General features: G+C 71.9%; 19 protein-coding genes. 14 read left to right on the top strand and 5 right to left on the bottom strand.

Features of this window, described 5'->3' with window-relative positions; translation table 11 throughout:
• Positions 1 to 25: 25 nt before the first annotated feature.
• Positions 26 to 2821 carry an FtsX-like permease family protein gene (locus AC1DPN_RS11040; protein WP_477084790.1) on the bottom strand — a complete coding sequence of 932 codons (2796 nt, stop codon included), beginning with the start codon at positions 2819 to 2821 and terminating at the stop codon, positions 26 to 28.
• Positions 2821 to 6105, bottom strand: a complete 3285-nt coding sequence (locus AC1DPN_RS11035) for an FtsX-like permease family protein (RefSeq protein WP_477084789.1) — start codon at positions 6103 to 6105, stop codon at positions 2821 to 2823. The genes AC1DPN_RS11040 and AC1DPN_RS11035 overlap by 1 nt, the downstream gene beginning before the upstream one ends.
• A 207-nt stretch (positions 6106 to 6312) precedes the next feature.
• On the opposite strand from AC1DPN_RS11035, the gene pdxT reads away from it, so the two are divergent.
• The 10 genes from pdxT to AC1DPN_RS10985 all read left to right on the top strand — a co-directional run bounded on the left by pdxT (position 6313) and on the right by AC1DPN_RS10985 (position 16906).
• Positions 6313 to 6912 carry a pyridoxal 5'-phosphate synthase glutaminase subunit PdxT gene (gene pdxT / locus AC1DPN_RS11030; protein WP_477084788.1) on the top strand — a complete coding sequence of 200 codons (600 nt, stop codon included), beginning with the start codon at positions 6313 to 6315 and terminating at the stop codon, positions 6910 to 6912.
• 57 nt (positions 6913 to 6969) lie between these two features.
• On the top strand, positions 6970 to 7728 hold the full coding sequence (locus AC1DPN_RS11025; RefSeq protein ID WP_477084787.1) for a YebC/PmpR family DNA-binding transcriptional regulator: 759 nt from the start codon (positions 6970 to 6972) through the stop codon (positions 7726 to 7728).
• Between the two features lie 225 nt (positions 7729 to 7953).
• Complete coding sequence (ruvC, locus tag AC1DPN_RS11020; protein WP_477084786.1) at positions 7954 to 8520, top strand: crossover junction endodeoxyribonuclease RuvC; 567 nt, start codon at positions 7954 to 7956, stop codon at positions 8518 to 8520.
• A gap of 87 nt (positions 8521 to 8607) precedes the next feature.
• Positions 8608 to 9222 (top strand): Holliday junction branch migration protein RuvA, encoded by a 615-nt coding sequence (gene ruvA, locus AC1DPN_RS11015; protein WP_477084785.1) that lies wholly within the window; start codon positions 8608 to 8610, stop codon positions 9220 to 9222.
• The gene (ruvB, locus tag AC1DPN_RS11010; protein WP_477084784.1) at positions 9215 to 10270 is read left to right on the top strand and encodes a Holliday junction branch migration DNA helicase RuvB; all 1056 of its coding nucleotides are present in this window, start codon (positions 9215 to 9217) and stop codon (positions 10268 to 10270) included. Before ruvA ends, ruvB begins: the two co-directional genes overlap by 8 nt.
• A gap of 146 nt (positions 10271 to 10416) precedes the next feature.
• Complete coding sequence (gene yajC, locus AC1DPN_RS11005; RefSeq protein ID WP_477084783.1) at positions 10417 to 10851, top strand: preprotein translocase subunit YajC; 435 nt, start codon at positions 10417 to 10419, stop codon at positions 10849 to 10851.
• A gap of 126 nt (positions 10852 to 10977) precedes the next feature.
• A complete protein-coding gene (gene secD / locus AC1DPN_RS11000; RefSeq protein ID WP_477084782.1) occupies positions 10978 to 12810 on the top strand; it encodes a protein translocase subunit SecD in 1833 nt (610 codons plus the stop codon).
• Positions 12810 to 13904, top strand: coding sequence for a protein translocase subunit SecF (gene secF, locus AC1DPN_RS10995; protein WP_477084781.1), 1095 nt, complete (start codon positions 12810 to 12812; stop codon positions 13902 to 13904). Before secD ends, secF begins: the two co-directional genes overlap by 1 nt.
• On the top strand, positions 13901 to 14512 hold the full coding sequence (locus tag AC1DPN_RS10990; protein ID WP_477084780.1) for an adenine phosphoribosyltransferase: 612 nt from the start codon (positions 13901 to 13903) through the stop codon (positions 14510 to 14512). The genes secF and AC1DPN_RS10990 overlap by 4 nt, the downstream gene beginning before the upstream one ends.
• A 69-nt stretch (positions 14513 to 14581) precedes the next feature.
• Positions 14582 to 16906, top strand: a complete 2325-nt coding sequence (locus AC1DPN_RS10985; protein WP_477084779.1) for a RelA/SpoT family protein — start codon at positions 14582 to 14584, stop codon at positions 16904 to 16906.
• On the opposite strand, the gene AC1DPN_RS10980 is transcribed toward AC1DPN_RS10985, so the two are convergent.
• The 3 genes from AC1DPN_RS10980 to AC1DPN_RS10970 form a co-directional block, all read right to left on the bottom strand.
• Positions 16855 to 17511 (bottom strand): hypothetical protein, encoded by a 657-nt coding sequence (locus AC1DPN_RS10980; protein WP_477084778.1) that lies wholly within the window; start codon positions 17509 to 17511, stop codon positions 16855 to 16857. The genes AC1DPN_RS10985 and AC1DPN_RS10980 overlap by 52 nt on opposite strands.
• A gap of 126 nt (positions 17512 to 17637) precedes the next feature.
• On the bottom strand, positions 17638 to 19656 hold the full coding sequence (locus AC1DPN_RS10975) for a DUF349 domain-containing protein (protein WP_477084777.1): 2019 nt from the start codon (positions 19654 to 19656) through the stop codon (positions 17638 to 17640).
• A 23-nt stretch (positions 19657 to 19679) separates the two neighbouring features.
• A complete protein-coding gene (locus AC1DPN_RS10970; RefSeq protein ID WP_477084776.1) occupies positions 19680 to 20444 on the bottom strand; it encodes a peptidylprolyl isomerase in 765 nt (254 codons plus the stop codon).
• Between the two features lie 158 nt (positions 20445 to 20602).
• Between AC1DPN_RS10970 and AC1DPN_RS10965 the strand changes: the two genes are divergently transcribed.
• The 4 genes from AC1DPN_RS10965 to AC1DPN_RS10950 all read left to right on the top strand — a co-directional run bounded on the left by AC1DPN_RS10965 (position 20603) and on the right by AC1DPN_RS10950 (position 24747).
• On the top strand, positions 20603 to 21319 hold the full coding sequence (locus AC1DPN_RS10965; protein ID WP_477084775.1) for an MBL fold metallo-hydrolase: 717 nt from the start codon (positions 20603 to 20605) through the stop codon (positions 21317 to 21319).
• Between the two features lie 45 nt (positions 21320 to 21364).
• Positions 21365 to 22717 (top strand): histidine--tRNA ligase, encoded by a 1353-nt coding sequence (gene hisS / locus AC1DPN_RS10960; RefSeq protein WP_477084774.1) that lies wholly within the window; start codon positions 21365 to 21367, stop codon positions 22715 to 22717.
• Between the two features lie 63 nt (positions 22718 to 22780).
• Complete coding sequence (locus AC1DPN_RS10955) at positions 22781 to 23851, top strand: Rv2578c family radical SAM protein (protein WP_477084773.1); 1071 nt, start codon at positions 22781 to 22783, stop codon at positions 23849 to 23851.
• Between the two features lie 287 nt (positions 23852 to 24138).
• Positions 24139 to 24747, top strand: a complete 609-nt coding sequence (locus tag AC1DPN_RS10950; protein ID WP_477084772.1) for a hypothetical protein — start codon at positions 24139 to 24141, stop codon at positions 24745 to 24747.
• Positions 24748 to 24767 lie beyond the last annotated feature (20 nt).

The following is a 24767-nucleotide window of genomic DNA, read 5'->3' as shown; positions in this document are numbered from 1 at the left end:
TCCCTCGTCGTGTTCCTGGTCGTTCTCATCGCTCGCCCACCCGCAGCACCTCGCCGAGCTTGTCGCGGCGCCGTACCGCGCCCTCGACCAGCACGGTCACGACCAGCGCGACCGTGACCGTCACGACGGCTCCGAGCAGCGGCCACCAGCCGATGCGCAGGACGGGGGGCCCGTACCCGCCAGTGGCGAGCTCCAGCCCGAGCGCCGCGGACGTCAGCCACGGGACCGCGACGCCGATCGCCGTGCCCGCGACGATCGCCGCGACCGCGAGCGGTGCGAGCTCTGCGAACGTCAGGAGGGAGCCGGTGCGCGCGTCGAGCCCGAGCGTGCGCAGCGCGGACAGCGCGCGACCGCGTTCTCGCGACGTCGCGGCGACCAGGAGCACCAGAGCGAGCGCGGCGTACGCGGCGAGCGCGCCGCAGGTCGCGAGCAGGAGCAGCACCAGGTCGCGGTTGAGGGGTGAGGCCCGCCAGTCCGAGAGCCAGCCGTCGCGCGAGGTGACGTCGACCCGGGGCCGGTCGTCGAGCTGCAGCGCCCGCGTCGCGGCGAGGGCGCCGGGTCCGTCGACGAGGATCGTGCTCGGGTCGGTCGTCACACCCTGCGTGGCGGCGAACGTCGTCCGGTCGACGAGGACGCGACCGTCGGGTGCGGACCCCGTGGCGTTCGTGCGCACGCGCGGTTCGTCGCCCACCGAACCGACGACGTCGAGCGTCACGGGCCCGGCCAGTGTCCAGATCTCGGGCGCGACGAGCTCGACCGCCGCGGAGAGCTCGGGGCCGACCAACGCCGGAAGCTGCGCGGGGTCGCCCGCCACGAGGCGTCGCAGTGCGTCGTCGGGCCGGCCGTGGGCCGACGCGATGACGGCGAGCTGCTCCGCGTCGACCAGGACCAGATCGACCGTCGTGCCTGAGTCCTGTCCGAGCGAGCGTCCCGCGAGGACCGCGATCCCGGCGACCGAGGTCACTCCGGGCTGCGAGCGCAGCGCGGTGACGTCCCGTTCCGTGAGCTGCCCCTCGACGCGCACGTCGGCGCCCGTGCGCGCGTCTGCGGCCGCGCTCTGACCGGCGTCGACGGTCGTGACGATCGTCCCGCAGAACACGACGAGCGCGACCGACACTGTCAGCGCCATCAAGGGGAGCGCGGTGCCGGTCGCGGCACTCGCGCGCGCGGTCGCGACGACCGGAACAAGCCCGCGGCCCTCCTGTGCGGCGCGGCTGAGCCGACGCAGGACGGGCGGCAGGAGGCGCACGACGACGAGCGTCGCAGCCGCCGCGACGAGCAGCGGCGTCGCTGCGAGCAGGAGGTCGACGCCCCCGGTGGTGGTCTGCGCCAACCCACGCCGACGGACCGAGACGACGGCGCCGACGGCGATGACGACGAGCGTCGCCCCGGCGACGACCCGGCGGGCGTGGCGTCGACCACGCAGGCGGTCGCGGTCCGACCGGTTGGCCGGTGTGCGACGACCGGAGTACGAGGTCCGGACGTGCAGGGCGGACATGATCGCCGGGGCCAGTGCGGCGACGACGACCAGCGCGACGGCCACGGCGGCACCGCCACCGGGTGCTGCCCCGGCCAGCAGCGCCCCGGCGCACCCGGCCACGACCGCGATCGGGGCCGACTCGAGCAGTGCGCGGACCACGACCGAGGCGATCGAGGCGCCGCGTGCGCGCTCGGCGAGCAGGTACGGCTCACGTCGGGTCACGAGCAGGCGGGCGGCCAGCACGAGCACGAGGGCGCCCACCCCGGCGAGACCGAGCACGAGGACGGACTGCTGGGCGGCAGCGGCGTCGAGCCGTCCCTGGACCGCGGCGAGCGTGGACGCGAGCGATGTCGAGACGGTGATCGGACCGCCGGCAGCCTGCGTCAGTGCGATCGGGTCGGTACGGACCTGGGCGACGGCCGTGCGGATGGAGCGGGTCGAGTCGGCGTCGATCATGGTCGCGGCCGGGGTGTACCGGTACTGCGTCGTGAGCAGGCGCGGCCGGACGACGAGCTCGACGTCCGGCAGGGATGTCTCGGAGACCAAGAGTGCGACCTGCGCGACCTCGTCCGTCGATGCGGCCTCGCGCGCGTCCAGGAGGTCGGGGAAGGCCGCCCACACCCGGTCGTCGGGGTCGTCGACCGTGTACAGCCCTGTGACGACGAGGTCGACCGGGCCATAGGTTCCCAGAACGACGTCGGCGCTGTCGCCGGGCCGGACCCCGAGCTGAGCGGCGGCGTCAGCCTCCATCCCGACCTGTACCTCGTGGTGCGCGGGGGTTGTGCGATCGGGGTCGCGCTCGGGGAGCGCCGCGGCGGACGGCTCCGCGCCTTCGACCCACCGAACCAGCCCCGACTGGCGCTCCGCTTCGGGGTCGCCGACGTAGACGAGCCGCGTGGTCACCGAGCGGGGTCCGCTGTCGGTCGCGATGCGACCGCGGATGATGGGCGTCGACACAGACACCACGGCCGGGCCGGTGATGGTCCGCAGCGGGTCGGGCAGAGCCTCTTGGACGCTTGCTGCGTTCGTGCGTTGGGTGGCGGCGATGTTCGGGTCGCGGGTGTCCGAGGCACTCGTCCCGAAGCCGGGCCGGACTGCCGCACCGGCTCGCGCGACGAGGTCTGCGGAGCTGCCGGCCTCGACCACGGCGGCGCGCACGGCCTCGTCGGCAGCGTGCTCGACGACCCGCGGGACCGCGAACGAGAGCGCCACGGTGACGGCCAGGACGATGGCGGTGAGCGCCAGCAGACCCGCGTCGGAGACGCTGCGCCTGCGCGCCACGAGCGCCGCGCCGGAGGTAGCGGCGCGGACGCCGGAGCGCACCGCGGTGAGGGTGCTCATCACTCGTCCCCCAGACGCAGCAGCTCGCCCGACGCGCGCTTCAGCAGCGTGCTCGTGGTGACACCCACGACGAGTGCCACGAGCGCGACCAGGCCGCTCAGCAGCGCGAGCTGGGCCGCCCAGTCCCACTGGACCTCGACGCCGGGCACGGGGGGTTCCCCCGCGGACGACGTGGTGATGAGCGGTGCGACCACGTAGGCGAGGAGCATGCCGAGGCCCAGGCCGACGACGATCCCGACGACACCGAAGATCGCATGCTCGACGAGGACCGACCGCACGAGTCCCGAGCGGGTGGCGCCGAGCGCTTGGAGCCGCGCGAGCTCGAGCCGTCGCGACCGGACCGTGACGGCTGCGCTCATCGCGAGCCCGCTCACCGCCAGAGCGAGCGCTGCCGCGACGACGATCCACAGTGCCGCCTGGACACCGACGTGCAGCGGTCCCTCCGTCGCGACCTGCCGTTCCGTCGCTCGGACCACGGTCGTCGCCCCGTCCTGCGCGATCGCTGCCGCGACGGCCGCGGCCCGTTCGTCCGGGACGGCGATCCACCACTCGTCCACCAGGGACTGACCGGAACCGGCCAGGAGGACCTCACGGCCGAGCAGATCAGAGTCGACGAGCACGCCACGGCCCGACGGGTGCCCCGGGAGGTACGGGACCGTGCCCACGATCGTGACCCGGACGTCGGCACCGGCGACCGAGAGCAGCAAGGTGTCGCCGATGCTCGTGTCGAGCGCGTCGAGGACGTTCGGCGTCACCAGCGCACCGACCTTGGACTTCCCCGCCGACGGGTCGGCGAACGTTGCCGCGGAGAGGTCGGGCACCGCACCGAAGTCCGGACGCGCGGCGAGGATGGTCGTGAGGACGAGCGAGCCGGCGTCTGCGGTGGCGCCGGCCTTCGAGCGGCGCGAGCTCCAGGTCGCGCCCGCGAGACCCACCGGCTCGACGGACGTGAGGTCGGCCGGTTGCGGCACACCGTCGCCGGTGCTCGACGTGCCGCCGGCGACCCGAAGGTTCGAGAGGTGCAGCGAGAGGCGGACGTCGTGCTCGAGCAACGCGAGCGGGTCGGGGACTGCGCGCGCGACCACGCCGACGAGCTGGAGGCCGGACCGTGCGGACGGCAGCTCGAGGACGACGTCGGCGCGGGTCTCGTCGAACTCCAGGGTCGGCAGGGGGAGCGCGGTCCGGACGCCGGTCGTGTCCTGGACGACGAGCGAGGCGAGGACCGACGCGTCCGCGGGCCCCGTGGCGGCAGTGCTCAGGTCGACGACGACGTAGCGCGGTTCGCCGGGCAGCGGGATTCCGGTCGCGGGCTCGCCCGGTCGCAGCGCTGCGGTCGCCGCACCCCACCCGGCCTTGCTCTGGCCGCGGAGCAGGTCGCCCGCGCGCGTCGTGTCGACGGCCAGGAGCGTGGTGGGCACACCGCCCTCACCGGAGGAGGCGACGGCGCTCGGGATCCCGATCGTCACGTCGCGCACGGTGACCGGTGCCGCTTGTTCGGCGCCGGCCACGGCGGTGATCCGGGCCGCCGCGGCCAGGGGCGTGCCGTCGACCGGCGTGGCTCGCACGTCCGCACCGACCGCGAGGTCCGTCTGGTCCTGCTGCGAGGCGCGCCAGGTAGCGAGGAACGACGACGAGAATGCGCCGACGCCGACCGCGAGCGTGAGCAGCAGCACGGCGGCTGTGGCACGAGCGGGCCGGCGACCGATCTCCCAGGCCGCCAAGGGAGCGACCCAGGAACGACTCCGTGCCGCGAGCCGCTCGCCCACGTGTGCCACGACGGGCAGGAGCCGGAGCGCTAGCACGGAACCGGCCAGCAGCACGAGCGCAGGCGCGAGGACGAGGACGGGGTCGACGCCGGCGGACCCGCCTGACGTGCTCCCCACCGGTGAGCGGTACGAGTGCAGCTGCCAGAGCGCAACCCCTGCCAGGACGAGCAGCGCGAGGTCCGCTCCTGAGCGTGCAGCGGAGCCGCGTCGCTCCTGCCGGACCTGCGCGCGCTCGGGACCACCGCGGCGCAGCAGCGGTCCGACGAGGACGCCGGACAGCACGAGCGCCGACAGCGCGCAGGTGACCCACAGGATCACGGGCTGGCCGGGGTCGACATCAAGACCGCCGCGGCGCACGGCCGGGACCACGGCGAGCGCACGGAAGGCCGCCAGCGCGAGGAACGGTGCGGTCACGGCCGCCGCGACCGCGATCGCCAGTGCCTCCAGCACCGCGAGCCTCAGGAGCTGCCCGTGCGACGCGCCACGCGAGGCCATGAGCTCTTGCTCCGGGACCCGCCGGTCGGCCAGCATCCGTGCGGCGAGCAGCAGCACGGTGACGGCGAGCGTCAGCAGCAGGAGCGCGACGACGACGAGCGTCACGCGCGTCACCTGGAGGCTCCCCACCGCGTCGTCGACCGTCCCGGCGAGCCGGGTGACGACAGACGAGTCGAGTGCGTCGTCGGCCGTGGCCGCGGCGAGGCGGAGCTGGGCGTCGTCGAGGCGCTGCCGCAGCCCGTCGACCGAGGTGCCACCGACGTCGGCAAACCGTGGGTGCGCGACGAGGTGCGCGACGCCGAGGCGTGCCGTCCCGTCGGTCAGCACTGAGGCGTCGCCGACCACGAACGGACCCCACGCCTGCGTCAGGAGCATCCCGGCCGACCCGAGCACCGGGTAGGCGGGATCGTGCTGCGCACCACCCAGCTCGTCGCGCCCCCAGGTCGAAGCCGCTCCCGTGAGCGCGAAGGTGCCGGTGACCACGAACGTCGCCGTCTTCTTCGCCGCAGCCTCCTTGGCCTCGAGAACGGTGCCGACCGACCAGCCGTAGGCGTCCGCGGCGACCTGCGGGACCGCGACGAGCACGCGCCCCTGGTCGTCGACACCTGAAGCGGGCAGCGCTCCACTGAGGACCGTGCTGCGTTCGGTGAGCTGGGGTGCGGCCGCGAGATAGGCGTACGGAGCGACGGGGTCGGCTGTGCCCTGCAGGGAGTAGGTGGCCGACGTGAGCCACTCCTCGCGGCCCGCGGGCACGTCGCCGAGCAGCTCGTCGAGGACGCGCGTTCCCGCCGCTACGGCGGGCGCGGCGTCGCCCGAGCTCAGCTTGAGGGTGACGTCGATCTCCCGGTCGGACTCGCTGGTCCGGTCGAGCGCGACGGCCAGCATGTGGTGCTGGCTCGTCGAGAGCAGGAGCGCGAACGTGCCGAGGACGGTGGTGCCGACCAGTGCGACGGCCAGGACTGCCAGGATCAGGGTCTGCTGGGAGCGTGCACGGCGCAGCAGCAGTCGGCTGTTGCCTCCCATGGCCCTCCAGACGTCGCTGTCTCTACCGACTGACCGACAGGTCCTCGGGCAATGCCATCGCGGTGATGCTAAGGCACAGAAGTAAGTGTGGGAGCGATTCCACCTGCCGGATCGAGGACGCGCCGACGGCGTGCACCGCACGGGGGTGGAATTGTCCCGGTGGTCGCGTCGGCCGCCGCAGGTGATCGCGAACTAGGATCGCCCGCTGTGACCGTGACCGTCGGAGTCCTCGCCCTGCAGGGAGACGTGCGCGAGCACGTGCACGCCCTGACCGCTGTCGGGGTCTCGGCTGTGCCCGTGCGTCGCGAGCGCGAGCTCGACGCCGTCGACGCGCTGGTGCTGCCGGGTGGCGAGTCCACGACCATGGACAAGCTGCTGCGCGCGTTCGACCTGTTCGAGCCGGTCCGTGCGCGGTTGCGCGCGGGGATGCCCGCCTACGGCTCGTGCGCGGGCATGATCCTGCTCGCCGACCGCGTGCTGGGCGGGATCGAGGGCCAGCAGACGCTCGGCGGGGTGGACGTCACCGTGCGTCGGAACGCCTTCGGTCGGCAGGTCGAGTCCTTCGAGACGGACCTCGACATCGACGGGATAGACGGGTCGGTGCACGGGGTGTTCATCCGTGCGCCGTGGGTCGAGGAGGTCGGTCCGGCCGCCACCGTGCTGGCGCGCGTCGAGACGGGTCCGGCCGCCGGTAGGATCGTTGCCGTCCGCCAGGGACCGTTGCTCGTGACCTCGTTCCATCCGGAGGTCACCGGGGACACCCGGGTGCACCAACTGTTCGTAGAGATCGTCCGCGACACCCTGTGAGACCGGCGCTGCAGCCGTCCATGGGCGCCCGCGGGAGACGAAGGGGTAGCTGAAGCGATGTCGGGTCACTCCAAGTGGGCCACCACCAAGCACAAGAAGGCCGTGGTCGACGCCAAGCGGAGCAAGCTCTTCGCCAAGCTGATCAAGAACATCGAGGTTGCCGCGCGCACCGGTGGCGGTGACCTCGCGGGCAACCCGACGCTCTTCGACGCGGTGCAGAAGGCCAAGAAGTCGTCGGTCCCGATCGACAACATCAACCGCGCGGTCAAGCGCGGGTCGGGCCAGGAAGCCGGCGGCGCGGACTACGCCACGATCATGTACGAGGGCTACGGCGCCGGTGGCATCGCGGTCCTCGTCGAGTGCCTGACGGACAACCGCAACCGTGCCGCGTCCGACGTGCGCGTGGCGTTCACGCGCAACGGCGGGCAGATGGCCGACCCGGGTTCGGTCTCCTACCTGTTCTCGCGCAAGGGCGTCGTCATCGTGCCCAAGGACGGCACGGACGAGGACTCCGTCGTGGAGGCCGTCCTGGACGCGGGCGGCGAAGAGGTCAACGACCTCGGCGAGGCGTTCGAGGTGCTCTCCGAGGCCACCGACCTCGTGCCGGTCCGCACGGCCCTGCAGTCCGCCGGCATCGAGTACGACTCTGCCGACGTCGTGTTCTGGCCGGCCACGCAGATCGAGGTCGACGCCGAGGGCGCGCGCAAGATCCTGCGGCTCATCGACGCGCTCGAGGACTCGGACGACGTGCAGAACGTCTACGCCAACTTCGACGCCTCCGACGAGGTCATGGCGGAGCTCGAGTCCGAGGACTGAGGCGGAGCGCAGCGAAGGGTGGGGGCGCGCCAGCGCACCCGCCCGCAGCGGAGCGCAGGCTCAGGCCGACCATGAGTCCGAGGACTGAGGCGGACCGCAGGCTCAGGCCGACCGTGAGGACGACTGAGCACCCTGCGCACAGGGACCTGGCCGCTCGGCGGCCGGGTCCCTCTGTCGTCGGCGGGCCTCCCCGGAACCCGCGGGTCCGGCTGCGACCATGACGGCGTGCGCGTCCTCGGAGTCGACCCAGGCCTGACCCGGTGCGGCCTCGGCGTGGTGGACGGCCTGCCCGGTCGGCGCCTGGCGATGGTCGCGGTCGGTGTCGCGACGTCGGACGCCCTGTGGGACGTCGACCAGCGGCTGCTGCGCATCGAGACGCAGATCGAGGAGTGGCTCGAGGAGCACGCCCCCGACGCCGTCGCCGTCGAGCGGGTGTTCGCGCAGCAGAACCTGCGCACCGTCATGGGCACGGCCCAGGTCGCGGGCATCGCGATGGTGGCCGCGGCGCGCCGCCGGATCCCTGTCGCGCTGCACACGCCGAGCGAGGTCAAGGCGGCCGTCACGGGCAACGGCCGGGCCGAGAAGGCGCAGGTCCAGTCGATGGTGCAACGCCTCCTGCACCTGGAGGAGCTGCCACGCCCCGCCGACGCCGCCGACGCGCTCGCGCTCGCCGTCTGCCACATCTGGCGACCCGCGGGTGCGCTCGGGGCACCGCAGCGAGCTCCGGGCTCGTTGACGCCGGCCCAGCGCGCGTGGGCCGCGGCCGAGCAGACCGCCCGACGCCGCGGCTGACCGCGTGTCACTCGTACACCTGTTCGTCTCGGTGTGCCAGCATGGACGCATGCGCTTCGACCTTCGCTCTGACCAGGTGGCAGCCCGATGATCGCCTCAGTCCACGGCACGGTGCAGGCCGTCCGGCTCGACGCCGCGGTCGTCGAGGTCGGGGGAGTCGGCCTCCTGGTGCACGCCACGCCCGCCACGCTCGCGGGACTGCGCGTCGGCTCGTCCGCCCAGCTGGCCACGTCCCTGCTCGTGCGCGAGGACGCCCTGACGCTCTTCGGGTTCGCCGACGCCGACGAGCGCGAGGTGTTCGAGATCGTGCAGACCGTGAGCGGGGTCGGCCCACGGCTGGCCCTCGCGATGCTCGCGGTGCACACCCCCGACGGGCTGCGCCGAGCGGTGCTCGACGAGGACTTCAAGGCACTGCAGCGCGTGCCTGGGATCGGCCTGAAGGGCGCCCAGCGCATCGTGCTCGAGCTCAAGGACCGCATCGGGGTCCCGGCTGCGGCATCGTCCGCCGCAACGCCCGCAGCCGTCCCGGGCGACCGCCGGGACATGGTGGTCGAGGCCCTCGTCGGTCTGGGCTGGACGGCCCGCGCGGCAGGCGACGCGGTCTCGACCGTGCTGGAGGGCTCCGAGGGGCCGGTCGCGCAGGACGAGGTCGCTGGCGTGCTGCGCGCCGCGCTGCGGACGCTGGGCGGTGGGCATGTCTGACGGCGAGGAGCTCGTCACCGAGCGGTTCGGTGCGGAGTCCTTGGTCAGGCCCGCCGCCGACGACATCGAACGGGCTGCTGAAGCGGCGCTCCGCCCGCGCAACCTCGACGAGTTCGTCGGCCAGCGCGTGGTGAGGGACCAGCTGTCGCTCGTGCTCCAGGCCGCCCGTGCGCGCGGCCGTGCGCCGGACCACGTCCTGCTGTCCGGTCCGCCCGGGCTCGGCAAGACCACGCTCGCCATGATCATCGCCGCGGAGCTGGCCACGTCGCTGCGCGTTACGAGCGGGCCGGCGATCCAGCACGCAGGTGACCTGGCCGCCGTCCTGTCCTCCCTGGAGGAGGGCGAGGTGCTCTTCATCGACGAGATCCACCGGCTGGCCCGGCCCGCCGAGGAGCTGCTGTACGTCGCCATGGAGGACTTCCGCGTCGACGTGATCGTGGGCAAGGGTGCCGGCGCGAGCGCCATCCCGCTGTCGCTTCCCCCGTTCACGGTCGTCGGGGCCACCACCCGGGCAGGACTGCTCCCGGCGCCGCTGCGTGACAGGTTCGGCTTCACGGCTCATCTCGACTTCTACTCGACCGACGAGCTCGAGCGCGTGCTCCTGCGGTCCGCCGGGCTGCTGGGCGTCCCGCTCGAGCACGAGGCCGCCGCCGAGATCGCCTCCCGGTCGCGGGGGACGCCGCGCATCTCGAACCGGCTGCTGCGCCGCGTGCGCGACTGGGCGGAGATCCGCGGGGACGGACAGCTCAGCCTGTCGGCGGCCCGGTCCGCGCTCGAGGTGTACGAGGTCGACGAGCTGGGCCTCGACCGGCTCGACAGGGCCGTGCTCTCGGCCCTGTGCACGAGGTTCGGCGGCGGACCCGTGGGGCTGACCACGCTGGCGGTCGCCGTCGGCGAGGAGCCTGAGACCGTCGAGACGGTCGCGGAGCCGTTCCTCGTGCGCGAGGGACTGGTCGGCCGGACGCCGCGCGGTCGGATCGCGCTCCCTGCCGCCTGGACCCACCTCGGCCTCGACGTGCCGCACACGGCAGGGACGCTGTTCGGGTAGTTTCAGGTGCCCTGGCAACGCGTCGGGGCTGGTACGGCCCGGGATTCCGCGCATCGCGGAACCTCTTGCCGTGGTCAGGCGTTGGAGCGGCGAGTCGCTGCGCCTAGACTGCGGCGGAAACGTCACCTTGATCGGAGCTCGTTGCTGTGGACCCCCTCCTTATCTTCGTCGTCATCGCCGTGGCCGGTTTGCTCTTCATGTCGAGCCGCACGCGAAAGACGCAGCGCGCCGCCATGGAGTTCCGCAACACCCTGGGACCCGGCGACGAGGTCATGACGCACTCGGGTCTGCTGGGCACGGTCGTGGAGGTCGAGGACGACGTCATCACGCTCGAGTCCGCCCCGGGCAGCCGCAGCCGCTGGATCCGCGCGGCGATCTCCAAGAAGATCGAGCCGCCGGTCGACGACGTCGAGGACGAGGACGCCACGGACGAGGACGACGACGACGACGTCGACGGCTACGACGACGCCGTGAGCGACGCCGACCGGATCGAGCACGCGAACGACACCGTGATCGACGTCCCCGACGACCTGTCGTCCCTGCCGCCTGTTCGCAAGGACGGGGACGCAGACCAGAAGTAAGCCTTCGGTCCGGGCGCAGATGCCCGGACCTTGACCCCACCCGCTGCTCCCGGCGGGTGCGCGCACGAGAGAAGAACTCCGTTGGCTCCTCCCACACGCCGTCGCAGGCCCGTCCGAACTCTGGTCGTGCTCGGCATCATCATCGCTGCGCTCTTCGCCACGATCGCCGCGGGCGTGAAGTGGTCCGACGCGTCGTGGACGCCGAACCTCGCCCTCGACCTCGAGGGCGGCACGCAGATCATCCTGACGCCCGTCGCGACCGACGGTGAAGAGGTCTCGTCCGGCACGATCGACCAGGCCATCGGGGTGATCCGGCAGCGCGTGGACTCCTCGGGTGTCGCCGAGGCGGAGATCACGAGCCAGGGCAAGAACATCGTGGTCTCGCTGCCGGGCCACCCGAGCGAGGAGACCCTCGAGCTCGTCCGGACCTCCGCGCAGATGGAGTTCCGCCCCGTGCTGGCCCAGGGTGCGCCGACGCCGACCACCACGGAGCCGACCGCCGAGTCGACGATCCCGGCGAACGGCGTCGAGGCCCCGGCCCCCGACCCCACGCCGACGCCCGAGGGTGAAGAGCCGTCCGACGAGCCGACCAAGGCCGCCCCGGACAGCCCGAGCGACGCCGCGTACTACATCACGCCGGCGGTCCAGGCGGAGTACGACGCCCTGGACTGCACCGACCCGGAGAACCGCAAGGGTGGCGTCCCCGGTGACCCGGAGAAGGCGTTCGTCACCTGCGACCAGGACGGCAGCGCCAAGTACATCCTCGGACCGGTCGAGATCGAGGGTGCCCGGATCAGCGGCGCGAACTCGGGTCTCGAGCAGCTGCAGTCCGGTGGCACCGGCACGCAGTGGGTCGTCAACATCACGTTCGACTCCAAGGGCACGGACCAGTTCACCGAGGTCACGACGCGCCTCCAGGCGCAGGAGTCACCGCAGAACCAGTTCGCGATGGTGCTCGACGGCCTCGTGATCTCCGCGCCGAGCCTCGCGCCCAACGTGATCATCTCGGACGGCAAGGCCGTCATCTCGGGCAACTTCACGCGTGAGTCGGCTGCCAGCCTGGCCAACCAGCTGAACTTCGGCTCGCTGCCGTTGTCGTTCGAGGTCAAGAGCGAGTCGCAGATCTCGGCGACGCTCGGCTCCGAGCAGCTGCGGATGGGCTTGATCGCGGGCCTCATCGGTCTGGTCCTCGTCGTCATCTACTCGATGCTCCAGTACCGGGCGCTCGGGCTGGTGACGGTCTTCTCGCTCGTGGTCTCCGCGACGATCACCTACGGCGTGATCACCCTGCTGTCGTGGCTGTACGGGTACCGGCTCTCGCTGCCCGGTGTCGCGGGACTGATCGTGGCCATCGGTATCACCGCCGACTCGTTCATCGTGTACTTCGAACGCATCCGTGACGAGCTGCGCGAGGGCAGGACCCTGCCCGCCGCGGTCGAGCGCGGGTGGGATCGTGCACGCCGCACGATCCTGGCCTCCGACGCGGTCAACCTCCTCGCCGCCGGCGTGCTCTATCTACTCGCTGTCGGTGGGGTCAAGGGCTTCGCGTTCACGCTCGGACTGACCACGCTCATCGACATCCTCGTCGTGTTCATGTTCACGCACCCGGTCATGGAGCTGCTCTCGAAGACGAAGTTCTTCGGCGGCGGACACGTCCTGTCCGGGCTGGACCCGCGGCGGCTCGGCGCTCCCGCCGGTCGGTACGCCGGACGCGGCCGCGTCGTCACGACGGCCGCGACAGGGTCGGCGACCGAGGACGCGCCCGCCGACGCCAGCACCGTCGGTGCCGGTTCGCGCGTCCCCGTCGCCGTAGGCGCGCCGAGTGCGCCGGGCCTGACCATCGCCGAGCGGCGCGCGGCCTCGAAGAAGGCCGCCGCGGAGCCCACCGACGCACCGGTGGACACCCCGCCGCAGGAGTCCGAGCCCGAGTCCGGGCGCACCGAGGGGAACGAGCACTGATGGCCGCCGGATTCGCCCAGTGGGGCAACGACCTCTACACCGGTCGCCGCTCGTACAACATCGTCGGCCGTCGCAGGATCTGGTTCACCATCTCCAGCATCCTGGTGATCCTCTCGGCCATCTTCCTCGTGAAGCCGGGCCTGAACCCGGGCATCGACTTCCGCGGGGGCTCGGAGTTCGTCGTCGCCGGCGTCTCGGACAAGGACCAGCAGCTCGCCATCGACACCGTGCTCGCGGTCGCTCCGACCGAGTCGCCGCGCGTCACCACGGTCGGGGCCGACAGTCTGCGCATCCAGACGGCGACGCTCGACGCAGCGGAGGTCGAGGAGGTCAAGGCGGCGCTCGCCGAGGCCTACGACGTCCCGGTCGAGAACGTCACCAGCTCGTTCATCGGGCCGTCCTGGGGCAAGGACGTCTCGCAGCGCGCCATCATCGGCATCATCGTCTTCCTGTTGCTCGTCACGGTCGTCATGACGGTCTACTTCAGGAACTGGCGCATGGCACTGGCCGCGCTGATCGCGCTGTTCCACGACCTCATCATCACGGTCGGCGTGTACGCGGCGGTCGGCTGGGAGGTCACGCCGGCAACGGTCATCGGCTTCCTGACGATCCTCGGGTACTCGATCTACGACACCGTGGTCGTGTTCGACAAGGTCCGGGAGAACACCGCCGACACCCTCGAGCAGTCGCGCTGGACGTACGAGGAGAAGGCGAACCTCGCCGTCAACCAGACGCTCGTGCGGTCGATCAACACGTCGGTCGTCGCCTTGCTGCCGGTCGCCGCGATCCTCTTCGTCGGTGCGGTCGTCCTCGGCGCAGGCACCCTGCGGGACATCGCGCTCGCTCTGTTCGTCGGCATGCTCATCGGCACCTTCTCGTCGATCTTCCTGGCGACACCGTTCGAGGTCGTCCTGCGCCTGCAGGAGCCCGCGATCAAGGCGCACACCGCGAAGGTCCTCGCCGCGCGCGCCGCGGGTTCCGGCGGCATCCCCGAGGGTCCGACCGGTCCCACGTTCGTCCCCGCCGGGGCGCTCACGGCCGGCTCGCACCAGGGTGTCGCCGCGCAGCCGAAGCGTCGCCCGACGAAGAAATGACCGAGCGGCTGGCTTCAGACCTGGCAGGGGTGTCCTCGGGCGCCCCTGCTGGGCGTGACGCGTCCGACGGGGTCGTCGACCGCGCACACGTCCTGCGCCGCGTCGACGAGCTCGTCCGCCTGGTTCCGGACTATCCGTCGCCGGGGATCCTGTTCCGGGACATCACGCCGCTGCTGGCCGACGCCGAGGCGTTCACCTCGGTGGTGCACGCCATCGCCGCCGCCGTCGAGGGTCCGATCGACCTCGTCGCCGGGATGGAGGCGCGCGGCTTCCTGTTCGCCGCACCGGTGGCCGTTGCACTCGGCGCAGGTGTCCTGCCGGTGCGCAAGGCAGGCAAGCTCCCCGGTCCGACCGCCTCCCAGTCCTACGCGCTCGAGTACGGGACGGCGACGATCGAGGTCCACCCGGACACGATCCCCGCGGGCGCACGCGTGCTCGTGATCGACGACGTGCTCGCCACCGGAGGAACGGCGGCCGCGACGGTCGCACTCCTCGAGCGGTGCGGCGCGGTCGTCGTCGGGCTGACGTTCCTCGTCGAGCTCGAGGCCCTGCGAGGCCGCGACCTGCTGGGGGAGTACCCGATCGACGTGCTGGTCACGGTGTCCTGAGCTCCGGACGGTGCGTTCCTTGTGCTCCGGCGGTCGTAGACTGACGCCTCGACCGAGGGAGGGGATGCGATGACGGAGGACGTCCGCACGCCTGAGAACCCCCTCGATGTGTCTCCCGAGGCGCAGATCGGCGCACCGTCCGGTCGCATGCGGTCCCGGCTGGGGCGGTTCGGCGCACGCAACGGCGCGACCTTCCCGGCCCTCGAGCCGGTGCTGCAAGCGGCCCGCACCAACCACCCGAAGGCGGACCTCGCGGTCGTCGAGCAGGCCTACGTCGTCGCCGAGAAGGCGCACCGCGGGCAGCTGCGCAAGAGTGGCGACCCGTACATCACGCACCCGGTCGCGGTCGCGACGATCCTTGCCGAGCTCGGCATGACCCCGTCGACGTTGGCCGCTGCGCTCATGCACGACACCGTCGAGGACACCGACTACTCGCTCGACCAGCTGCGTCGCGAGTTCGGGCCCGAGATCGCGATGCTCGTCGACGGCGTGACCAAGCTGGACAAGGTCACGTACGGCGACGCAGCGCAGGCCGAGACGGTCCGCAAGATGGTCGTCGCGATGTCCCGAGACATCCGCGTCCTGGTCATCAAGCTCGCCGACCGCCTGCACAACGCTCGGACCTGGAAGTTCGTCGCGGCCGCGTCTGCCGAGAAGAAGGCCCGCGAGACGCTCGAGATCTACGCGCCGCTCGCGCACCGCCTCGGCATGAACACGATCAAGTGGGAGCTCGAGGACCTCTCGTTCGCGACGCTCTACCCGAAGGTCTACGACGAGATCGTGCACCTGGTCGCGGAGCGCGCTCCCGCACGCGAGGAGTACCTCGCGACCGTGCGTGAGCAGGTCGGCGCCGACCTCAACAAGGCGAAGATCAAGGCCACGGTCACGGGGCGTCCGAAGCACTACTACTCGATCTACCAGAAGATGATCGTGCGCGGCCGCGACTTCGCGGACATCTACGACCTCGTGGGTGTCCGCGTGCTCGTCGACACGGTCCGCGACTGCTACGCGGCGCTCGGCTCGCTGCATGCGCGATGGAACCCGGTCCCTGGTCGTTTCAAGGACTACATCGCGATGCCGAAGTTCAACCTCTACCAGTCGCTGCACACCACGGTGATCGGCCCCGAGGGCAAGCCGGTCGAGATCCAGATCCGCACGCACGACATGCACCGTCGGGCCGAGTACGGCGTCGCTGCGCACTGGAAGTACAAGGAGAACACCAAGGGCTCCGAGCCGGACTCGTCCGGCAACGACATGCAGTGGTTGCGCCAGCTCGTGGACTGGCAGAAGGAGACGGCGGACCCCAGCGAGTTCCTCGACTCGCTGCGTTTCGAGATCGCCGGCTCCGAGGTCTACGTCTTCACGCCCAAGGGCGACGTCATCGGGCTGCCGTCCGGCTCGACACCCGTGGACTTCGCCTATGCCGTCCACACCGAGGTCGGCCACCGCACCATGGGCGCGCGCGTCAACGGCCGGTTGGTGCCGCTCGACTCGTCGCTCGAGAACGGGGACGTCGTCGACGTCTTCACGTCGAAGTCGGAGACAGCCGGACCGTCCCGCGACTGGCTCGGCTTCGTCAAGAGCCCGCGCGCCCGCAACAAGATCCGCCAGTGGTTCTCCAAGGAGCGCCGCGAGGAGGCCATCGAGCACGGCAAGGACGCCATCGCGAAGGCGATGCGCAAGCAGAACCTGCCGATCCAGCGCCTCCTGTCGCACGAGTCGCTCGTCGCCGTCGCCAACGAGATGCGGTACGCGGACGTCTCGTCGCTGTACGCCGCGATCGGTGAGGGACAGGTGTCGGCCGCGACGGTCGTCCAGCGGCTCGTCCAGTCGATGGGTGGCGAGACCGCCAACGAGGAGGACCTCGCCGAGGTCGCACGCCCGGGCAGCACGCAGCGTCGTGTGCGCACGGGCGACCCCGGGGTCATCGTCAAGGGCGTCGACGACATCTGGGTCAAGCTCGCCAAGTGTTGTACGCCGGTGCCCGGTGACGACATCGTCGGTTTCGTCACCCGTGGCGCCGGCGTCTCCGTGCACCGCTCCGACTGCATCAACGTCGGCAGCCTGCGAAGCGAGCCCGAGCGCATGGTCGACGTGCACTGGAGCCAGACCAGCTCGTCGCTCTTCCTCGTGCAGATCCAGGTCGAGGCGCTCGACCGCAGCCGGCTCCTCTCCGACGTCACCCGCGTCCTGTCGGACTCGCACGTGAACATCCTGTCGGCGTCCGTCTCGACGTCTCGTGACCGGGTCGCCCTCTCGAGGTTCGTCTTCGAGATGGCCGAGCCGTCCCACCTCGCGTCCGTGCTCGCCGCGGTCCGCAAGGTCGAGGGCGTGTTCGACGTCTACCGCGTGACCGGCGCCAAGGCGGTCGACGGCCCGGTCGCGAGGACCTGACTCCTGCCTGCACCGTCGTCCTGATCGGGTGGGCGACGCGCGAGACCCTGGACGTGCCTGAGGACCTCTCGGGCGAGCAGCGTGCCGCGGTGGCCCGCGAGGCGATCGAGCCCGCGGTGAGCCGCCTCAGGGTCGAACCCGACGCCGAGCAGCGGCTCGAGCAGGGCGAGCGCGGGCCCGAGCGGCACGTGCCGGCAGATGTCGATCCCGGTCCGCTGGACCGTCGTGGCGCGCACGGGTCCGAACCGGAGCACGTCGCCCGGCTCGAACGTCGCCTCCGCGGTCACGCGCAACGGGTGCGGGTCAGCACGCCTCGCGCGTGCCGGCACGAGGACGTCGACCCGACGCGGCGGGAACCGGCCCGTGTGCAGCCACACGGCGGACTGTCGGCCGACGACGGCTCTCGCCGGGACGAGGTCGGCGATCGCGACCGCACGGCGTGCTGGAGTCTCGGGCAGGTCGGCCGCGAGCGCGACGTCGCCCCACAACGGACGCACCACGTCGTCCGCCAGGAGGCCCCACCACGTGGCCGTGCCGACATCGGTGAGCCGCACAGTCTCGGGGAGCGCGACGGGCCGTGGCCGGTAGGGAGCAAGCACGTCCATCCGCCCAGCATCGCGGCCGCACGCCGTCCACGGGGCCTTCGGACGCGCCTGTGGACAGGTCGCCGCCCGAACGACGAAGGGACCGAGCCGTCGGGCCCGGTCCCTTCGTCGATCGCGTGGTGAGCGTCAGCCTCGCGCGTCCTGAGCGGCGCGCTGGACCTGCTCGAGCCAGGCGCGTCGGGCATCGAGCGCGGCCTGCGCGTCGGCGATCTTGCGGGCGTCGCCGGCCGCCTTCGCCTTGGTGAGGTCGGCCTCGAGACCGGCGATCGCCTGCTCCAGCTGGGCGGCGGCACCCTCGGCGCGTGCACGCGTCTCAGGGTTGGTCCGACGCCACTGCGCCTGGTCGCTGTCGCGCACGGCCGTCTCGACGGCACGCAGGCGGCCCTCGATGCGCTGGACGTCGCCGCGCGGGACCTTGCCCGCAGCCTCCCAGCGATCCTGGATCCGGTTCAGCGTCTGCTTCGCAGCCGCCAGGTTGGTGACCGGCAGGAGGGCCTCCGCCTCGGCGAGCAGCGCCTCCTTGACCTCGAGGTTCGCCCGGAACTCCTCGTCCGTCGCGGCCGACTGGGCGTCGCGAGCGGCGAAGAAGGCGTCCTGCGCCGCCCGGAAGCGGGCCCACAGAGCGTCGTCGTCCGACCGGCTGGCGCGTCCGGCTGCCTTCCACTGGACCATCAGGTCGCGGAACACTCCGGCGGTGGCGCCCCAGTCGGTGCTCGTCTGGAGGCGCTCGGCCTCGGCGACCAGCGACTCCTTGACCTGCTTGGCGGACGCGTTCCTGGTCTCCAGCTCGGCGAAGAAGTGCCTGCGCTCACGGTCGAACGTGGTGCGCGCGTGGCTGAACCGCTTCCAGAGCGACTCCTCTGTCGGACGGTCGAGACGCGGTCCCGTGCGCTGGGCTTCCTTCCACTGGTCGAGCAGCGACCGGAGCTGCTCGCCCGCGGGCCGCCACTGGATGCGCGACGGGTCCGTGCCGGCGATCTTCTCGGCCTGCTCGACGATCTCGGTCCGCGCGACGACGGCGGCCTCACGGGCCGCTGCCCGCTCGGCCTCGGCGACGGCGCGACGCTCGGCGGCGGTGACGCGCAGGGCGTCGAGCCGTTCGCGGAGCCCGTCCAGGTCGCCGACGGCTGCGGGCTCTGCGACCTCGTCGGTCAGCTTCGCCAGCGTCTGGTCGATCTCCTTGACGGACAGGTCCGCCGCGCCCAGCCGGGCTTCGAAGAGCGTGACCTTGGCCTGCAGGTCGAGGAACCGCCGCACGTAGAGCGCCAGCGCCTCGTCCTTGGTCGCACCCGGGAACTGGCCGACGACACGCTCGCCGGCCGCCTCCCGCACCGAGACCGTGCCCTCGTCGTCGACGCTGCCGAACGTGGCAGCGAGTGCGGCCTCCGCGGCGTCCTGCGGGGGAGCGACCGGGCCGGGAGCGGCAGTGGCCGAGGCCACCGGGTGGGCCGGCGGGTGCGGGACGGGACGGGGCCGCGGGCTCGGGGTCGGGCGCGGGGTAGGCGTCGGGCTGGGCGTCCGGCTCGGCTCCGCGGTGACCACGGTGACCTCGTCCGAGACGACCTCACCGTCGACGGTGACGACGTCCGAGCTGACGGTGATCTGGTCGACCACGACGGTCTCCTCGACGACGTCCAGGTCGCCGTCCCCGTCGATGTCGGCGGTGACGGTCGTCCGCTCGACCACGACGCTCTCCTCGACCACGTCGAGGTCGCCGTCTCCGTCGATGTCGGCGACGGTGGTGATGTCCGTGACCGTCACGACGTCCTCGACGACGCCGTCCTCCAGAACGATGGTCTCGTCGGAGACGACCTCTTCGGAGATCGTGACGTCCGAGACCAGGGTGACGTCGTCGGAGACCACGTCACCGTCGATCGTGACGACCTCCTCGACGAGCACGGTCTCCTCGACGGAGCCCTCGGAGACCACGACGACGTCGTCGACGACGACGATGTCCTCGACGACAGCACCGTCGACGAGGGCGACCTCGTCGGCCACGACCTCCTCGGACACGGCCACGAGGACGTCGGGCTCGACGTCCTCGGAGGCGTCCTCGGGGACGGCTGCGTCAGCCGCGTCGGACGCGGCGACCGCCTCGTCCGGCGCGTCGGTCGGTTCTGGGGTCACCTCCGCGTCGTCGGGCACGGAATCGGGTGTCGGGGTCTGAGTCACTGGATGTTCACTCCCTCGATGATGACGTCGGACACCGGGGCCTCGGACCCCTCTGTGGTGCCCGCGTCGGCGATGGCCTTCACGACGTCCAGACCGGACGTCACGTGGCCGAACACGGTGTAACCGCCTGCTGCGTCCGACGGGATGGACGAGTCCTCGTACACGATGAAGAACTGGCTGCCCATGGACGACCCGTCCCCACCCTGGCGTGCCATGGCGATGGTGCCGGCCGGGTACATGTCGTCCGCCGGCGCGTTCTCGATCGGTCCCCACTTGTAGCCCGGGTCACCGGTGCCGGTGCCGGTCGGGTCGCCGCACTGGAGCACGTAGATGCCCTCGGTCGTGAGCCGGTGGCACTTCGTCTTGTCGAAGTAGCCCTTGCCGGCGAGGGTCACGAAGTTCGCGACCGCCTGCGGGGCCGCGGCACCGTCGAGCTCGATGGCGAGGTCGCCCTGGGTGAGCGAGATGTCGCCGGTCCAGGTGCGGTTCTGCGCGAGCGACGGGTCCGGGACCTCGGCCGTGGCGTCGGTCGACGCGGTCGGTGCGGGCGACGTCGAGGTCGGCTCCGTCGCTGACGCGTCCGGGGTGTTCTGGTTGTTGACGACGACGGCACCGATGCCGATGGCGAGGATGAGCGCGACGATCGCGGTACCGGCGACGAAGCGCTGACGCTGCTTGCGCTTGCGGCGCGCTGCAGCCTGGCGCTCCTGCCACTTCTCGTACCGGCGGCGCTCGTACTCCCGCTCGCGCTTGATCGTCACGCCTACTCCTCGCATCGTTGTGCGTCGACGACAGGCACCTCACCTGCCGCACTGCACGAAGCAACCCGGGACAGTCTAGGCAAGGCGGGGGCACGTGCCGCCATCTGCGCCACGCCGCGGGACAGCGGCCGTGGTCAGGCAGGGATACGGTGCGTCGCATGCAGGTGATCACGGTCGTCGCCCCGGTCTTCGGTGCGCGGTGCAGCATCCTCGTCCATGACGAGGGGACGTGCGTCGTCATCGACGCGGGTGCGGGTGTGGCCGACGACGTCCTCGAGCTCGTCACGACCCGTGAGCTGCGTCCGGCGGCGATCCTGGCGACGCACGGCCACGTGGACCACACCTGGGACGCGGCACGGCTGTCGGAGGCACTCGACGTCCCCGTCGTGCTGCACGCCGCGGACGCCTACAGGCTCGCCGACCCGTTCGGCACGCTCGGCGTGCTGGGTCACGCGGTGCACGACCCTCGGGGTCCGCTCGCCCAGGCACTGGCCTCGGCGGGCGTCGACCCGACGACCTATCGCGCCCCCGCGCGCGTCGAGACGTTCGGAGCGGCAGCGGACCGGCGCAGCCTGGACGAGACGCTCGAGCTGGGCGGCCTGCGGATCGTGGCACGGCATGCACCAGGTCACACGGAGGGATCCACCCTCTACCTCGTCGAGGCCGACGACGAACGGCTCGCGTTCACGGGCGACGTGCTGTTCTCCGGCACCATCGGGCGGACTGACCTGCCGGGCGGCGACCACGCCACCATGGAGCAGACCCTGCGCGAGGTCGTCGCGACTCTTCCTCCGGAGACGGTCGTGGTGCCCGGGCACGGTCCGACGAGCACGATCGCCTCCGAGCTGGCGCACAACCCGTTCCTTCGGGGCTGAGCCGGGAGTCCAGACGCACGCGTGCGTCTGGAAAGATCAGGCCCCATGGCCCGACCCACCCCGCTGTCCGGATTCCCTGAGTGGCTGCCCGACGGGCGCCTCGTCGAGCAGCACGTCCTCGACGTCCTGCGCCGTACCTTCGAGCTGCACGGTTTCGCCGGGATCGAGACGCGCGCCGTCGAGCCGCTCGACCAGCTCTTGCGCAAGGGGGAGACCTCCAAGGAGGTCTACGTGCTGAGCCGCCTCCAGGAGGAGGAGGTGGATCGCACCGCCGGGCTCGGCCTGCACTTCGACCTGACCGTCCCGTTCGCGCGCTACGTGCTCGAGAACGCCGGCCACCTGGCCTTCCCGTTCCGGCGTTACCAGATCCAGAAGGTGTGGCGCGGCGAGCGACCCCAGGACGGCCGGTTCCGTGAGTTCGTGCAGGCCGACATCGACGTGGTCGGAGCCGGTGAGCTGCCGTACCACTACGAGGTCGAGCTCCCGCTCGTGATGGCCGCGGCCCTCGGCGCGCTCCAGGAGATCGGCGTGCCGCCGGTGCGCATCCTCGTGAACAACCGCAAGGTTGCGGAGGGCTTCTACCGCGGGCTCGGCCTGGACGACGTCGAGGCCGTGCTGCGCAGCATCGACAAGCTCGACAAGGTCGGCCCCGAGAAGGTCGCTGCGCTGCTCGTCGCCGAGGCCGGAGCCGACGACGCCCGCGCCCGCGCCTGCCTCGAGCTGGCCGCGATCAGCGGGTCCGACGAGACCGTCATCGACGCGGTCCGCGCCCTCGCGGCCCGTGAGGGTGTGAGCAACGACCTCCTCGACGAGGGCCTCGCAGAGCTCGGTGCCCTGATCCGTGCCGCGGCGGTGCGCGCACCCGGAGTCGTCGTCGCCGACCTCAAGATCGCGCGCGGTCTCGACTACTACACGGGGTCGGTCTACGAGACGGTCCTCGTCGGGCACGAGCAGCTCGGCTCGATCTGCTCGGGCGGGCGCTACGACACGCTCGCCTCGGACGGCGCCACCACCTACCCGGGCGTCGGCCTGTCGATCGGCGTCTCCCGGCTGGTCTCGCGCCTCATCGGCGCCGGCCTCGTGCAGGCGACCCGGTCCGTCCCGAGCGCCGTGCTCGTCGCTGTGGGTTCGGAGGACGCGCGCGAACGGTCCGACGAGGTCGCGGCCCAGCTGCGGTCGCGGGGCATCCCCGTCGAGGTAGCCCCGAGCGCCGCGAGGTTCGGCAAGCAGATCCGGCACGCGGACCGGCGTGGCATCCCGTTCGTCTGGTTCCTCGGCGCCGACGGCGCACCGGACCAGGTCAAGGACATCCGGTCGGGCGAGCAGGTCGACGCGGACGCGTCCGTCTGGGCGCCCGCCGCCGAGGACCTCTGGCCGCGGGTCGTGCCGGTCGACTGAGGACGGCGCGACCAGAGGCTGCGAGGCGTTGACACCCGATAGAACACATGTTCGACTGGGTTCATGCGGTGGGACGGGCAGAAGCTGGGGGACGACGGGAGCGCGCTGCCGGGGCTGGCGCTCGCCGGGCTGGTGCGCAGCGTCCGCACCCCCGACTTCGCGGGCGTGACGTTCCACGAGGTCACCTGCAAGAGCGCGCTGAACAAGGTGCCCGAGGCGTCGGCGATGCCGTTCCGGTGGACCGTGAACCCGACGCGCGGCTGCTTGCACGCCTGCACCTACTGCTTCGCCCGGCCGACGCACGAGTACCTCGACCTCGACGCGGGCCGTGACTTCGAGACGCAGATCGTCGTCAAGACGAACGTGGTGGAGGTCCTCAGGGCCGAGCTCGCGCGACCGTCGTGGAGCGGTGAGCACGTGGCGCTCGGCACCAACACCGATCCCTACCAACGGGTCGAGGGGCGATACCGGTTCATGCCCGGCATCATCGAGGCGCTCGTCCGGTCGGGTACCCCTCTGTCCATCCTCACCAAGGGGACGCTGCTACGCCGTGACCTCGCCCAGCTGGCCGAGGCGTCCACGCAGGTGCCGGTCGGCATCGGGGTCTCGTTGGCCGTCGGGGACGAGGCGCTCCAGCAGGTGGTCGAACCCGGCACGCCGACCCCTCGCGCGAGGCTGGACCTGATCCGAGCGGTCCGTGAGGCCGGGCTGCCGTGCGGCGTGATGGTCGCACCGGTCCTGCCCTGGCTCACCGACGGGCGAGCACCGTTGGACGACCTGCTTGCCTCGTTGGCCGATGCCGGAGCGACAGGCGTCACCGTGCTCCCGCTGCACCTGCGCGGCCCGGTCAAGCCTCTGTTCCTCGCCTGGCTCGCCGAGCACGCACCTGGGCTCGTGCACCGCTACGAGGCCCTCTACGGGCGCGGCGCCTACGTGCCGCGCGAGTACGCCCGCTGGCTGGACGCGCGCGTCCGCCCGCTGCTCGTCCGGCATGGTTTCGCGAACGCGGCGGGGCATCGCACGGGCCGTACGGGTGCTGTGGGGGAGGGTGCCTACCCGACAGGAAGCATCGCGAGCGGTGGGGCGTCGGCGTTCGAGCCGGTCGTCGTGTCCGCCCAGCCGGTTCTGTTCTGAACGTGCCGGTCACGGACACGAGCGCTCTCAACAGGACGTGACCGGCCGGATCGAGGTATGACTGGCGGGCCGCCCGCACGGGTGACAGAGATGTCGCTGCCCACTTCGGCACGAATGCGCAGCCGGTGCCCACGAGTCCACGAGTCGATCGTCCAGGTTCGTCGGGCGGCGAGGCGTCGACGACGAAGGGAACGCATGCCGGAGACGACGGCGGCTGGGCAGCCCGCAGAGCCCTCGCTTGCGCCCGTTCGGTCGGACTCCGACGGCCCCGGCGCGGGCGACCGCCCGTGACGGACGCCCACGTCTTCGACGGCTGGATAGCCGGCCTGGGCACGCAGGAAGGCACCCGTGTGGTGCTGGGGCGCTGGAGGAGCTCGCCGTGGGGAGCGTTCGCCGACGTGATGGTCGAGCGGCCGGACGGGCGCCGGATCCTGCTGGCGCCGTGCGACGACGTCGCGCACTTCGTGTCGACGACCTACCGGTTCGACGAGGTGCGGGTGGTCCCGGTGGGCGTGCACCCCGAGGCAGCGAGCCGCTCGTGGCACGTCGACGCCGGACCCCTCGCCCTCACGGTCCGGCTCGGCGGCCCCACGGCGCTCGGGCGCCTGCTTGCTGCGCTGCCCCGGACCGTCATGCTCTCCCGCGGGTTCGCCACCGCGGCCGACCCGGTCGCCCGGCTCCTGGTACCGGGCGTCCGGACGCGGGGCACCGCCGGCGGTGACCGCGTCGAGTGGTACTGCGCGTCCGGTCAGCAGGCGGTTGTCGCGGCGGAGGGTCGCTGGGACAGGACCGATCTGGGCGCGCTGGCCGACGTGGTGCCCCCGGTGCGGTTCGGCTTCTCCTCGACCCCGCGCCGCCCGTCAGTCACTCGGGTGCGGACCTTCATCCGCGGATGAGGGGGCCCGGGAGCGCCGGC

This window comes from Cellulomonas sp. P4_H4 (assembly GCF_056400865.1).
Note: the sequence above shows the minus strand (reverse complement) of the source record. Positions and strands in the feature narration are given on the sequence as shown.